Source organism: Rathayibacter sp. AY1B7, from assembly GCF_002932735.1.
In the GTDB taxonomy this organism is placed as follows: Bacteria; Actinomycetota; Actinomycetes; order Actinomycetales; family Microbacteriaceae; genus Rathayibacter.
In genome coordinates, this window is the sequence record NZ_PSWK01000004.1 from 1 (window position 1) to 13735 (window position 13735).

A 13735-nucleotide genomic window follows, 5' to 3' on the forward strand; every position below is an offset into this window, starting at 1 on the left:
CGTGACGTACGCGAGCGCTGCGGGGTTGGTGGTGATGTCGACGGTGGTGTACTCGATGCCCTTCTTCTCGAGCACCCGGTAGGTCATGGTGCACTGCACACACGACGGCTTCGATTAGACGGTCAGAACCACCGTTGCTCCTCCCGCCAGTCGTCGAAGTGGATGTCGTCATCGTCGATGTCGCCGCGAAACGAGTGCCACGCGATCCACGCCCCGGCCATCTCGCTGTGACCGGACTTCTCGAGCATCTGCGCGATGACGGTCACCTTTTCGCAGTCGAGAGTAGGAGCGATCGCCTTGGCGACGTCGACGCTCGCGAGAGCCGCGGTGTAGGAGTCGGCGGCAGCAAGGAAAGTGGCGACTGCCGCGTCGTAGCCAGCATCAGCAGTGAGGTAGGTGGTGACGGCTTTTCTCTTCTGCCGCTCGGTCATCGCTGGATTCCGTCCTGAGCGTGGTGGGCGTCGCCCTCGTCGTCGTCGGTCGCGTGCTCCGCGATCCACAGGTCCGCGGCCTCTTTTCTGCCTGCGGCTCGCAGGAGTCCGGCGAGGGCGCCGACCTCACCACAGTTCAGCCGCGTTGCGACGTCTCCGGCAAGGTCCCCACTCGCGAACGTGTCCACGAACACCGCCAGGGCCTCCTCCACGCTCAGCGCCGGAGCGTCGGGTACCGCTCCCGCGGCGTCGACAGCGGGCATGAGAAGGGCGATCAGCGCCTCCGCGAACGGAGACCCGTCCTGCTCGACCGCCAGCGCCCCGGGCGCGGCCGTCCCGGGCAGGCAGAGCGTGTTGCGGGCAGCCTCGAGGATTTCGGCGTCGGAGGCGGTGTCGTAGTCCGCGCTGGACGCGCGCTGTGTGGTGCAGATGAGCGCGAGCTGCTCGGGGGTGGCCTGGCCTGTGGACGTGTTCGACATGATTCCCGCTTCTCCGGAACAAGACCCCGGCTGCTCACCTGATGGTGACGCCTGGCTTGTCCCTCGTCTGATCGTTTTTTGTGCCTCTCCGGCGGGAAGAACCGTTTGAGTGGAGGCGGCGGAGTGACGCCTGTTCCGAACGAGATAAGGGAGCGCAGCGACCGCGTTCGGAAGAGGTGGCACGCAGGCGCCGGAGCGAAATAGGTTTGTACCGCGGAGAGGAACAAAAAACCTCAAGAACTGCGCCGCAAAGCGGCTCCTCATCGCCGCAGGCGACGCGCACAGCGCACCCCCGCCTCTGGCGGGAGAACCCGGGGAGGGTGAGGGGCCCGCCCCTCACGGAGGGCAACGCCAGCCCTCCCCCGCGGATGCCTGGGGGTATTGGGCAGAGGGGTCCTGGGGCTACTCTCGGCGGAAACCCGAGAACATGTCGGTCAGCCTCAACCGCCCCGACTGCGTCCCGAGTGCAGCTGTTGACTCGTTCAAGCGCAGCAAAATCGACACCGTGAAGATCCTCGGCAGCGAACTCACTCTGTCCCAAGCCGTCAGCACGGTGACTGCCTGCTGAGGACGCCGGGGCAACAACCCAGACGAGGTGCCAGCTCGCGGGGTTTCGACGGTTTCAGGGTGTGAGCCACGTAGCTCACGCGCGGCGGAGGTCGTCGTTGTCGGCGAGAAGCATGGCGGTCTGCAGGAGTAGCGCGGCCAGCCTCGCATCCACGTCGTCGTACGCGTCTGCGACATCCTGCAGAGACCTGCGCGCGGACGGCTCGAGCCGCACGCGCGGGTGGTTGTCGACAAGCGGCTGTCCGGCTCGTTGCCGGATTGCGGTGATGCTCGACATCGCCCGGGTGGTCAGGGGTCCGTGGGGGTTCAGCCATCCGTGTTGATCGATCGCCGGAAGCAGGAACGGTGCGACCCGCCAGTCCTCGGGCACGTCGATGTCGCAGTCGTGCGCGTCAGTGAAGAGTGCGGGGTCGAGGATCTCGCGGACGGTGTACCGAAATCCCAGCGCCGCTGGCCCCAGGACCCGCAACCAGCGAGTGACCACGCACCGCCAACACGACACCGCCTCCACCGACCGTCGAATCAGGACGCCGGCAATCGTCATGTCACCGCCGAGAGTGATGTCCGCCTCGGCAATGCTGCCTGCGTCATGTCGGGTGAAGTGGAGTTGATCGAGCAGGAGCAGCAGGAAGGCATCCCGTCGGCCGACAAGACCCGCCGGGTAGCGGGTCAGCGGCACTGCTGCGACAGCTTCCACCGGGGTGATCCATCCAGCACCGACGCGAATCGGTCGTGCAGGTTCCGTGAGTGGTACCGGGAATGCCTCGTCGAGGAGCTCGTGGGCTGCGCGAATAGCGCGCACCCGTGCCACCGCCGTGGACGAGGCGGTGGGAACTGCGGCGAAGAACCGACCCAGCTGGACAAGCGACGCCGGCGCCGGGCTCGCCCCGATCGCATCGCACCAGTCGGTGTACAGCTGCCAATGCGGCCGGCTCGATACCGGCAACCGTTTGAGGACGTGGTCGGGGGTCATAGGCCGATGTCGTTGACGGCGTTCCCGGTGCGCGGATCACGCTCGCGCGCGTAGATCTCGACCGTCGCCGGGGACCGGTGTCCGGTCTGCCGCATCACCGAATGGGTACTCGCCCCATGACTAAGCGCTTAGGTGACGAACCCGGCGCGGAGGGAGTGGGCGCTGTACTGCTCAGGATCCAGGCCGACCGCGGTGACGCGGCGTTTGACGATGAGGTTCACCGACTGCGCCGTCAACGCGTTCACTGTCGGCAGGCCCGTCTTGTGCATCCGCCGCAGCAGCGGCGCCTCCCCATCGAGGGCCGGAACCCTCGCCCGGCACACATGCACTGCCGGGTCGTCGGTGAACAGGACCCGCATCACTGCACTCCGTCCCTTCTCTCCTGCAGCGAGGATCCGCAGCCACCGTACCCACGCACACGCACCACACGTCAGCGGCTCCCGGCCGTAGGGGATGGCTTTGACGAGTCCTTTGCCGGTCTGGTCGGTCTTGGAGCGGCGGATCCGCAGGTGCAGCCCGTCTTCCTTGTGTCGGGTGACGTCGGAGATGCGCAGGTCGGTGAGTTCGGTGCGGCGGAACGCGCCGGCCCAGCCGAGCAGGATCAACATACGGTCCCGAACCCCAGTCGCTCCCGCAGGCCACGTCGTGACATCGATGCGGTCAAGGACCGCCTGCACATCCGTCAAGAGGAGTGGGTCCGCTCGACGCGGGGGTCGCAGTCGCTCCCGCCGGATGCCCTGCAGAGTACGAGCCACCAGAGAGCTGTGACCGGGAAGGGGGAAGGTTCTGTTCCGCGTGTGCGGCGTTGATCGCGACAACCAGCGGGCCATGGAGGCGGGCGCATACCGCCACTCCCCCGCGGCCGTGAGGATCCCGGCACGGTCGGCGAGATATTCCGCGACCGTCTCCGGTGACGCCGGCACGTCCGGGCGTCCGTTCGCTGCGCACCAGGACACGAAAGCGCGCAGGTCCGACTCGTACGCCCGCCGCGTGTTCCCCGCGATCGACGCGTCACTCAACTCCGTCACCGCTGCCGACACAGGCAACACAGCCACAGCCGGCACCTGCTCCGGTGCTGAAGTCGCTGGCGCTTCTTCGAGGATGTCCTGCGGCAGCGTCACGACCGGGGCATCCCCATCACCAGGCACGCCCGACAGTTCACGTCGCGACGGTCCGGCCCACTGATTGGATCGGGGCAGCACCCGGTGTCGGTATGCGGGAGGCGGCCGTCAGCGATCTGCTCGAGGACACGCACCCGCTCCAGCAGCTCCGGCACCCCCGAGCGCAGAACCCTCGTTGCCTGCAGAAGAACACGCCAATTCGGTTCACCGTCTCCGTCGAACCATTCAGCCAACCGGACCTCGTCTATCTCCGCCGCGATTGTATCGACGTCCGGCGGAAAAGCCAGAATGCCCTCGAACGGGCCCTCCAACTGATCCGACACCGACACGACACCCACCTCTCCCGAAACGCCGCTGGTAAACAACGGAGCAATTCGCCAACTTCCCCACTAGCGATTACATCATCCGCAGGCACCAACGCGGGGTAAGCATGCACCCGTGTCGGGCGGACCTGTCAGTACCTGGACTTCCAGAAGAAGACGGCGAAGCATCCGGCAAGCTGTGGGATACGTCGATATTCGTGCGTTACAGTCGTGACGCTATTTCTTGAACTTGTAGGAGGTCCCCCATGGCTCAGAAAGTCACGCTGGTTGACGACATCGACGGCACCCCCCTCGACAGCGACGGCGGCACTGTCCGCTTCGGCATCGACGGCGTCAACTACGAGATCGACCTCTCCGCGAAAAACACCCAGAAGCTGCACGACGCTCTGGAAGACTTCATCACCAACGCCCGCCGTGTCCGCGGAAACGGCGGAACCGCTTCTGCGCCGACCGCGAAGAAGGGCGACCCGCAGCGCCTGAAGGCCGTCCGCGAGTGGGCCAACGCCAACGGGTACACCGTGTCCAGCCGCGGCCGCATCCCCGCCGAGATTCAGGACGCCTACGACGCCGCTAACTGACGACAGCCGCTCAGCGCCCGAGGTTGCCGCCGAGAAGGACTTGTCGGCGGTGATGACCGTTCCGGCGTCCACGCACCCGACGCGGCCTGCAGCGCTCTAATCGAGAGGTTGCCGCGCCGTCGAGGAAGACGTTCGCTGTGGAGTTCGTCGTCGTGTCGATGGCCGACGTTCTTCCAGTTCTGCTAGCCCGATGCCGGTCGGCTCCAACCTGTCCAGTCCCTATGGTGCGAGAACTCCTGGGCGGAGCCATCTGGTCGATCTTCGGCCTGCCCATCGTGGCGATCGTGCGTAGCCTCGCTCATCGACGAGCGAGGCGCGCGGCGAACACGAAAGGGGCCCGGGCGAGCGCGAAGCCGAAGAGAGTTCCGGCGGCGCCGACCGCCTGCGACCAATCCGGTTGGATGAGTAGAGAACTCGAGTCAAGGCTGGTGATCAGGGGGAACAGAACCGCGAGGATGCTGATCGCCAACCCTCCGAGAGATACGACAATGTCGGGCACAGTGCCGACCAGGATGCCGATGATCAGCGCGCTGGCGCAACCGACCATGATGCTCAGCGGCGTGGTTGCGGCGACAAATGCCGAGATGCCGAACGGGGAGAGTGCGAAGTCGAGCATCGCCACGCCGCCGAGAAGGGCGACGACGCCCGGTCGTCGCTTCGAGGGCAGCAGGAAGCTCACCGCGAGACCGACTGCGAGCGAGGCCAGGTAGACCAGTAGCACGATGGCGGTATCCCATCCCATCGCTAGCCGTGCGACGACAATGCCAATGGTCACGCCTGTGGCGACGAATGACAGACCGACTTTACGAATCGGCAGAAACATCCCGAAAGAGAGCACTCCGCAGAGGGCGCCGAAACCGAAGGCGAGTCCGAAGATCGTCGCGCCGGTGGCCGAGGCGACCGTGTCGCCGACGAGGCCCATCGCCGCTGCGAACACGAGCACGGGCCCACTGGCTAGCGTGATCGATTCCGGGTCGGCGTATCTCCCGCCCGGGCGGCGGATGAGCCGACGAACGATAAGGACAACGGCGATGATCAGGACGACCAGCATGATGGCGTCAGCTACTTCTGTGGTCGACATATGGTCTCCTCGGTCGGTGGCTGCCCTCGCCACGGCACAAACCGATCCCGGGTGATCATCATCCCGGGGTCTCGAAGACCAGGGAGGAAGGCTCCGCGCAGCCGACGCCGAAGGTCGAGGTCGCCGAACTCGTGAAGGTGTTCCTCGAGGAGGCGAAGAATGCGGGCTCGGCGAGCCGCCGATCTCGAACGCATCTCGCGCTAGAACGGTCGATTCCCCTGCACGTACACGGCTGAGATGAACCTCGACGCCCACAACCTGCGGTGCCACCTTCCCACCCTGCACGATATGTACACGCGTGCGTATGCGCCCTCGACGGGGTCTGAACAATGAGTGATCGCACTCGGTTCGGCCTACCCACCACGATGGCACCGGGCGACGCCACGTCGAAGCCGGCGCGAACATCGCGCGGGATGCGAATCGATACCTTCGGCGACCCGTAATCGAGCGCGCGTGCGACGCGGCTGAAATCGCTGAATCAGTCGGCTTCGATCGGCGGCGGCGTCTCGCTAATCCCCGTTTCGTCGACGGATCGACTGATGATCAGCCTCAACCCGTCCGCGATACGCGGCCTGCCCGGTACCGAGGTTCTCAACCACTGCTACGGCGTAGGAAGGGTTGTCGTCCGCGTCGTCGCCGACGATGATTCCGCCTCCGACGAACGCGCGCTGGCGCACGGCCGCGGTGTGGGCGTGCATCAACTCGCGGCCCGGCGCGATCGTGAGAGACGACGAGAACTGCGAACGCGTCCTCGGCGTGGGCGTCAAAGGTGTCGGTCTCGAACGGGGCGTTTGAGCAATCCGGCCCTCTGACTTGTGCGGGGAGGGACCTAGCGAGGTCCTTTTGGGCAGCACCCCTCTCACCGATCCCCCGCGAACCCGGCCTTCAACCGCAGCCCGCGTCCCTTCTCCGCGCCCTTCGTCAATGGTGTTCGTGGGGATCGGTCCTGCCGATGACGAACTCGACGAAAGGACCCCCTATGAACCGCCCGCTCTCCACCCCATACCTGCCCGAGCGTCCCCGCACGCTGCACCTTATCGACATCGAGAACATGGTCGGTCCGGATGCGAGCGCCGAGGAGGTGACCTCCTTCTGGACCGGCTATCGCCGACTCGCCATCGGTCTCGGCTACAACGACCACGCGATCGTCGCGAGCGGGCCGCGGTTCGCACCCGTTGCATGGTTCGCTATCCCGGCAAACGACGTGCAGCGCCGCGTGGGCCGCGGCATCGACGGCGCTGACTTCGCCCTGATCGACGCCGTCGAGCTCGAGCGCTACTCGGTCCGGTTCGACCGCCTGGTGATCGCGAGCGGCGACCACGCTTTCGCGCCGCTCGCACGTCGAGCCCGCAAACTCGGCATGCGTGTGCACCAGGTGATCGGCCGCGGCCTCCCCTCCCGCGAGCTGTTCGCCGCGTGCCCGACGCATTCGCGGTTGCGCTTCGACACGATCCCGACGGGCACAGGCAAGACTGCCGCCGCCGAGCCGGCGCGTGGCGCCCGCGAGATCGTAAAGGTGGCAGCGTGAACGAGAGCACTGACACAGCAGCCCCCGAGACGTTCCTTGCTCCAGCGAACCGCCGAAACGCCCTGCGCGCCACGGGGTTCCTCCGCGGATCCCTCGCTGACGCGCGCTCGCTCGACGCCACCCGTCGCCTCGTGACGACAGTGTCGGAATGGAACGAGGGCGCCGGCCTCACGCTCACACTGACGAGTGACCGGAAGGTCCAACTCGACATCGAATGCGCGGGGACCCCGCAGCCAGGGTGGCAGGACGACGTTCGCGCCGTGCTGCAGCACGTCGCTGAGGTACGCGAGGTGGTACCTGCGAAGCGGCCTGCGCCACGAGCACTGCTGCGAGTCACGGCCCGCCCGACGCGCATCGCGATCGAGCAGGAGGCGTACGCTTCCACGACGACGCGCCCCTCGGTGAAGCATCCTGTCGCGCACGGCGGCGGCGAGAGGGAGCTGCTTCCGCTTCTCGCCGCGCATCCCGGCACGAGCGTGCGCATCCACCTCGCGGCAGTGTCGCCGCTGGAACGCTCGATGCTCGACGACGCTCTCCACGCGGAGTGGGACGTACTCCACGGAGATCCGCGAAGCTACCGCGGATCGTGCGTGCGCATCGTGTCGCTGCTCGGCGCCGACGAACAGGTGCCTGCGCGACTGCGAGCACTCGTGCGCGGCTGGGGTTCGTCCGTCGAATTCGAGATGGCATCCACGCAAGAGTGGGCGTGGGACGCAGACGGACTCGCCGGAGCGGCGACCGCCGAATCGGCAGCGATCAGCCTGTTCCGTATGCCAGTTGCTGGAGAGGACCCGATCGATGGTGTGCGCACCCTCATTCCCCCGGTCAAGCCGGTCGCTCTCGACCCGGTTCCAACTAAGCCCAGCGTTCCCATCCGCCTCGGCACCGCACGCACCGGCGATCGACGGCGCGTAACGGCGGCACTCGACGTCTCAGACCTCGTTCGTCATGTGGCCGTCGAGGGCGCGACGGGTGCCGGCAAGTCGACCGTTCTCGCCCAGCTGTGTCGTGAGGTCGCTGACGCAGGCTACGGCGTCACCCTGTTGGACCCACACGGCACGACTGTTGACGCGGTGGGCGCGAGCCTGCGCGCCGACACGGGTGGGCGCGCACTCATCGTGCGACACGGCGATGCCGAGAACCCGGTGCCCATAAACCTGTTCGCCGAGCCGGACGTCGCCCGCCGCGAACGCGCCATCAGCGAGTTTATAGAACTCGTGCAGACGATCTTCGACCCTCGATCGGAAGGCATCGTCGGCCCGCGCTGGCGCACATGGTTCGCGTTGCTCGCCGAGGCCAGTTTTGTCGTATTCGGCCCGGCGACGTCGATCGCGACCCTCGTCGCAATCGGCGGAGACATGCGGCGGGTAGCGCACGTTGCCCGTGTCGCCCAGAAGCTCGGGTCGGTCGCCGGGGAGCGCCTCGCCGCCGAGTACGGCGACCTCAGCCAGAAGGAGGCGATCGAGGTGACGTCCTGGGCGATATCGAAGCTGCACGAACTCGTCTCCGGCCACACGATGCGCCGGACCCTCGGCACCGGCATCGACGCCGTCGACGTCGACGCGGTGATGGCCGACGGAACGCCGCTGCTCATCGACCTGGGATCCCCGGCCCTCGGTGCACCCACGGCGCGCTTGCTCGGCTCGATCTGGCTCCTCAAGCACTGGGCAGCAATGACGAGACGAGTGAATCGCGATCGACCACACGTGGTCGTGGTTGATGAAGCACAGCTCTTCCGCTTCGGGGCGCTTCCAGCGATGCTGGCGGAGGGGCGAAAGTTCGGTGTGGGCGTGGTGATGGCGACGCAGTCGCTCGACTCATTGCCGCGCGAGCTCTCCGGGGCACTGGCGAGCAACTCGGGATCGACCCTGACCTTCCGATCGAGTCTTCACTCCGCGGCTCGCGCCACGGCACGCCTCGCAGGTTGGTTAGCGAGTGACCTCACACGCCTGCCTGATCTGGCGGCTGCGACCGTGCTCTCGCGGGGCGGAGTTCCGACCGAACCATTCACGCTCGCAGTGGCGCGACCGAGGGCGGTCGCCAACCCCGACGCGCTCGGCACCCTTGACGCGAGGTCGACTGCACTGCTGAGCACCCCCCACCGCGACACAGCTGTCCCCACTCCAACGTCGGTCGATGCCTTCATGCGACCCATCCTGGCGAAGGCGGCAGCGCGCAGTCCGCGGCCGACGGCCTCTGTGACGCCGGACGAGTGGGTGAGCAGCCGATTGAGGTCGGAAGCCGCGACCGACCAGAGCAGTCTCGTCGACCCGCCTACCTGATTCGTGGGCCTCGCACACCGGGATGGCCCGGCAGATGTGATTCGAGCGATTCACCTCTGCATCGACGTCGAAGCGCATCGCAGTGCCCGCATTGCGGAACAGGCGCAGGTCCGTTTCCGATTCGACCGCGAGACGCATGGCGACGGATTAACTCATGCTTCTCTGCCGAGAAGCTCGCGGGCAGAGCGGCAACGATGGTGTCCAACGCACGCGGCAACGTGTTCCCCCCCCCCCCGTCGCGAGACGCAGGAGCCCCGTCGCTTTCGCGAAGTCCGGGGGCATAAGCCGCGCTCGGTTGGCCATGTCCTCGGCGCAGAACGTCTCCGCTCAGCCGACCCTATCGGATTCTTTGTCCTGATCGTCTGGAAGCCACGTTCGGAGTCCCGGGGATCGGTCTTGTCAAAGAAGCCGCTCACTCGGAGTGGCCGAGAGGACACAATGACTCCCAAGATCGTCACCGCGAAACTCGGCACCGACATTGTCAGCGAGAGCGTCCCTGCTCCGCGCTCTGACCCTGGGTTCTGGGAACGGTTCGGTATCCGCTGGAGCGGGCTCGTCGACCGGGTGCGCACGAAACAGGTTGACGACACCGAGCACACCCACTATCTGCACCGGCTCGCCCATGAGGTGCGCCGACGCGAGGCGGAAGTCGTCTCCGGAGCGGATCGATGCTTCGCCCACTTGCGACTTCTCGCCGCGGAGGCTGAGCACGCGGCCAGTGACCACGTCGCGCCTGCGCCGAGCGAACCGACCCTAAGCGAGCTCGCTTCGCTGAGCGGCAAGGACCGTACCGGCTGGGCGGACGACGTGCGTTCCGCTCGTGTCGCTGCTTCTGCGGCGGCGGCGGCTTCGGCTCGGGTGCGGGCTGCACAGCTCGAGATTGTCCGGGTTGGGGCCGAGCGCGAGTCGGTGTTGGCGCAGGCATCTGCGGTGCGGATCTTGTGGGCTGAGGCGTTCGCTGTTCGCGCTGCGCTCTACGAGCGGGCCCGGCACGGGGTGTTCGGTCGGCGGTCGGCGGCGGCTCCCGCGATTCCGGTCTACCGGCCGACGATCGGGCATGCCGACCCCCGGGTACTCGGTTCTGTCGGACCGATCGGGCCGGTCGGCCCCACCGGGGATCGGTAGCCCTTTCGAACGACTCGGGGCCGCCGCTGCACGGGAGGCGGCCTCACACCTCATTCACGACGTGCTGTCTGGGAAGGACATTTCATGAGCATCTTCGACCGCTTCCGCACGCAGAAGCCCACGCACGGGCCTGAGGACGATGCCCCACGCCAGCTACACACGGCTGACTTCGCGCACATCACCTCCCTCGCCGACCACGGCATCGAGCTCACACGTGCCGAGCAAGTCGCCGGTGCCGACCTCGCAAGCGGCGCGATCGACGCGACGGGCATCGCGGCCGGTGAAGGGCCGCTTCTTAACGACGAGACCGTCGACGCGCGGCTCGCGCGGGCACTCGCCGGAAACAAGGTCGACGAGGACAAAGCCCAGGTGATCTCGGCGTCGAATATGCGTGATGCCGAGCTCGGGCTTCTGACTGTTCGGCCGGGCGAGGAGCCGCTGTCGCTCACGGGAACCGTCGCAGCACTCAAGGAGGCTGAGGCCGAGAAGGTGTCGGCCGACGAGGGCGCCACCGAAACAGCCGGCGTGCTTACTGGTGCGCATCCCGACAAGGAGGGCGCTCGGTGGCCGGGCCGGCAGATCTTCGTCCGTGCTTTCGACTTCGCGCGGGCGCGGTTGCTGTACCGGATCGCTGAGTGTGTACCGCTCGGGCTGGCGTTGATCCTTGAGTTGATCGTCACCTCGTCGAACCTGTACGCGGCCTTCCGCTTGGAGAATCCCTTCGTGGCGAACGCTCTGGCGGCTGCGATCCTCCTCTCGCTCACGGTCGGCCCGCACCTGGTGGCGCTCGAACTCGCCGAGCGGCGTGCGCTCGGGCACTTCCGGCGCTTCGGGATCCTCGTCGTGGCGCTCGGCAGCGGCTTCTGGCTCGCCACCGGCGTCTCTCTCGCGGTGCTCCGGGCGATCGTCGAAGCGAGCGAACGAGCAGCGAGAGCAGCCGACGAGTCGACCGACTCCGGCTTCGCCGCCCGGAACGGATCGATCCCGGCGCCGATGCAGGAGGCGGCTGCGAACGCCGCAGGTTCCGTGCCGTTCGAAATCGAGTTGGCGCTGTGGCTGTCCGTTCTGCTCGGCGTGGGCGTCGTCGTCTTCATGTGGGAGCTGCATCACCACAACCCGGCGCGAATCGTTGACCTCAACGCTCGCGAGCGGGCCCACTGGGCGGCTCTAGCGGTGACTAACCTTCGCGAGCGCATTTCACTGATCAAGGCTGAGCTGGCCTTCCAGGCCGAGGCGGCCGCACTCATCCGCCCGTCCTACGTCATCCGGGCCGACGCGCTCGTGGCCGAGGCCGATGAGACGAAGAGCACCTACCGCGCCGAGCTCGCACGCGTGTCGCGTGATCCGTCGATGATCAACGCTCTTCAGCTTCGGGCGCGCGAAGCATCGACGTCCACCACCGGTGGAGGAGCGGACCGCTGATGCGCTGGTTCCGCTGGATCTTCGTGGGCCGACACCCAGCCCGGCCGTCGCTCGGCGAGTGCCTCTGGTGCTCTTCTGCGCTCGAGCTGTGCCCGCAGTGCCGTGGCGAGTGGCGGCTGGTGCCGCTCTGCATCTGCCGCATCGGTCGCACCTGCCCGACCCACGGTCGGCACTGGGCCTGAGCTCCTCCACCGGGGATCGGTCTCTTCGACGAGGCCGATCCCCGGACCTCACTCACACCACCAACGAAAGGCACACCATGACGTTCCGCACTCGAGGCACCGTCCTCGTCCTGGCACTCGCCGCCGCCGTCGGCCTGAGCGGCTGCACCCCTGGCGTCTGCACCGACGATGGCGACGGCGTCGACCAACTCGCCGTCATCGTCGGTAATCGCTCCAACAGCGCGCTCGCGACCGCCGATCAGCTCGGCGACGCGCTCGCCACGATCAACGCGCCCGGAGACCGGATCACCGTGATCGCGGCCGATGGGGTGCCCGACACGATCTACGACTTCACGCTCAGCGAGCCTCCCGAGAACGACCTCGACGCCAGGGACGCGCGAGACGCCTTCGAGTCGGACGTCGACACCGCAATCGCCGTATCGACCGCGAACGACCCGGAGGTCGACCAGACCGAGGCGATCGCGCTCGCTACCCGAAACTTCTCCGACTCAGCAGCGACCCGCACGATCGTCTTCCTCGACTCGGGAGTCCAGACAACGGGTGACTTCGCCATGCTCGACGGCGCACTCTACAATGACCCCAACGACCGCGTGCAGTCGATGCGCGACGCGGGTGCCCTCGCCGACCTCGAGGGCATCCACGTGCAGATGCCCATGCTCGGGCTCACCCAGCCGCCGCAGGAACCTCTCACCGAGGACGCCTATCAGGCGCTCGTGGCGCAGTGGACGGCCTTCGTGTCGGCCGCCGGCGGCACGCTGACGATCGGTGGTGCCAGCAGCGCCCCCTCACCGCAGGCCGCTCCGGATCTCCCGAACGTCACCCCCGTGTCCATCGATCGCCCCACCGCCACCGCGGGGAAGTGCGCCTGGACGCTGGAGGACGGCGCGATCGGCTTCGTCGCCGACGAAGCGACCCTGCTCAGCGAGGACGCCGCCAAGGCGACCGTCGCCGCCGCGGTGCAGGCCCTGAGTGGATGCGCGGGCGCGTACACGGTGATCGGCTCCACGAGCTCGGCGAAAGATCAGACGGTCAACCTTCCACTCTCCACCGACCGCGCAACCACCGTCGCCGGGCTCGTCGCGAAGCACCTGGGCCTTCCCGTCGAATCGATCACCATCAAGGGATTCGGGGAGGAGTGGACGTGCCGCGTGAACGACCGCGGTCCCGATGGCGCCCTCCTCGCGGAGCAAGCCGCGCTGAACCGTGTCGTCGTGATCTCCCGCGGCACCATCGAGACCTCGTGCAAGCGATGAGCGGCACCGTCTTCGCACGGGCTGTGACCCTTGACGAAATCGCACGGACCCTGTCGGCTGAGCTCGCGCACGAGGGCGTGACGATCTCTCGGGCGACAGCGATCGAGTTGGTGAGTTCACAGTGGAACCCGCTGACGGAACAAATCGGAACTGAGCTACTCGAGAGCCTCAGCCTCTCCGATCAAACCAGCGCACTGCAGCTCCAATCCGACGACGAGCTGGCGTTGTTCATGCGAGAACACTTGCCCGATTCCCGCACGGTCGCCGTGCGATGCGCGAACGAGTTCGTCGACGAACTGCGCGGGTGGGCGCTCTCCAACAGGGCAGCGCTGGTCACCATCGACTCCACGTGATGACCGCGACATCTGTACGACTCGGCGATACACAAGC

General features: G+C 67.0%; 13 protein-coding genes and 1 pseudogene. 7 read left to right on the top strand and 7 right to left on the bottom strand.

Annotated elements, in window-relative coordinates; all coding sequences use genetic code 11:
* The 6 genes and pseudogenes from C5C95_RS03300 to C5C95_RS03325 all read right to left on the bottom strand — a co-directional run.
* Window positions 1-102: pseudogene (locus C5C95_RS03300) on the bottom strand (glutaredoxin domain-containing protein); the annotation flags it as partial.
* Window positions 103-122: 20 nt separating this feature from the next.
* Window positions 123-431, bottom strand: a complete 309-nt coding sequence (locus C5C95_RS03305; protein WP_104323787.1) for a hypothetical protein — start codon at window positions 429-431, stop codon at window positions 123-125.
* On the bottom strand, window positions 428-910 hold the full coding sequence (locus tag C5C95_RS03310) for a hypothetical protein (RefSeq protein ID WP_104323788.1): 483 nt from the start codon (window positions 908-910) through the stop codon (window positions 428-430). Before C5C95_RS03310 ends, C5C95_RS03305 begins: the two co-directional genes overlap by 4 nt.
* Window positions 911-1553: 643 nt before the next feature.
* Window positions 1554-2450: a hypothetical protein gene (locus C5C95_RS03315; protein WP_146087038.1), complete on the bottom strand. Its 897-nt coding sequence runs from the start codon at window positions 2448-2450 to the stop codon at window positions 1554-1556.
* A gap of 128 nt (window positions 2451-2578) precedes the next feature.
* Entirely contained in the window at window positions 2579-3571 is a 993-nt protein-coding gene (locus C5C95_RS03320; RefSeq protein WP_104323790.1) for an integrase, read from the bottom strand.
* The gene (locus tag C5C95_RS03325) at window positions 3568-3936 is read right to left on the bottom strand and encodes a hypothetical protein (protein WP_146083051.1); all 369 of its coding nucleotides are present in this window, start codon (window positions 3934-3936) and stop codon (window positions 3568-3570) included. Before C5C95_RS03325 ends, C5C95_RS03320 begins: the two co-directional genes overlap by 4 nt.
* Window positions 3937-4139: 203 nt before the next feature.
* Here C5C95_RS03325 and C5C95_RS03330 point away from each other — a divergent pair, with 203 nt between their 5' ends.
* Window positions 4140-4472: an Lsr2 family protein gene (locus C5C95_RS03330; RefSeq protein ID WP_104323792.1), complete on the top strand. Its 333-nt coding sequence runs from the start codon at window positions 4140-4142 to the stop codon at window positions 4470-4472.
* A 298-nt stretch (window positions 4473-4770) separates the two neighbouring features.
* On the opposite strand, the gene C5C95_RS03335 is transcribed toward C5C95_RS03330, so the two are convergent.
* Window positions 4771-5553, bottom strand: a complete 783-nt coding sequence (locus tag C5C95_RS03335) for a hypothetical protein (protein ID WP_104323793.1) — start codon at window positions 5551-5553, stop codon at window positions 4771-4773.
* 979 nt (window positions 5554-6532) lie between these two features.
* On the opposite strand from C5C95_RS03335, the gene C5C95_RS03340 reads away from it, so the two are divergent.
* The 6 genes from C5C95_RS03340 (at window position 6533) to C5C95_RS03365 (ending at window position 13698) form a co-directional block, all read left to right on the top strand.
* Window positions 6533-7081: an NYN domain-containing protein gene (locus C5C95_RS03340; RefSeq protein ID WP_181125544.1), complete on the top strand. Its 549-nt coding sequence runs from the start codon at window positions 6533-6535 to the stop codon at window positions 7079-7081.
* Window positions 7078-9363: a helicase HerA domain-containing protein gene (locus tag C5C95_RS03345; RefSeq protein ID WP_104323795.1), complete on the top strand. Its 2286-nt coding sequence runs from the start codon at window positions 7078-7080 to the stop codon at window positions 9361-9363. The genes C5C95_RS03340 and C5C95_RS03345 overlap by 4 nt, the downstream gene beginning before the upstream one ends.
* Window positions 9364-9801: 438 nt before the next feature.
* Window positions 9802-10488 carry a hypothetical protein gene (locus C5C95_RS03350; protein ID WP_104323796.1) on the top strand — a complete coding sequence of 229 codons (687 nt, stop codon included), beginning with the start codon at window positions 9802-9804 and terminating at the stop codon, window positions 10486-10488.
* Between the two features lie 84 nt (window positions 10489-10572).
* Window positions 10573-11910 carry a hypothetical protein gene (locus tag C5C95_RS03355; RefSeq protein ID WP_104323797.1) on the top strand — a complete coding sequence of 446 codons (1338 nt, stop codon included), beginning with the start codon at window positions 10573-10575 and terminating at the stop codon, window positions 11908-11910.
* Window positions 11891-13345 carry an OmpA family protein gene (locus tag C5C95_RS17080; RefSeq protein WP_146087039.1) on the top strand — a complete coding sequence of 485 codons (1455 nt, stop codon included), beginning with the start codon at window positions 11891-11893 and terminating at the stop codon, window positions 13343-13345. The genes C5C95_RS03355 and C5C95_RS17080 overlap by 20 nt, the downstream gene beginning before the upstream one ends.
* Complete coding sequence (locus C5C95_RS03365) at window positions 13342-13698, top strand: hypothetical protein (RefSeq protein ID WP_146087040.1); 357 nt, start codon at window positions 13342-13344, stop codon at window positions 13696-13698. The genes C5C95_RS17080 and C5C95_RS03365 overlap by 4 nt, the downstream gene beginning before the upstream one ends.
* Window positions 13699-13735: the final 37 nt, after the last annotated feature.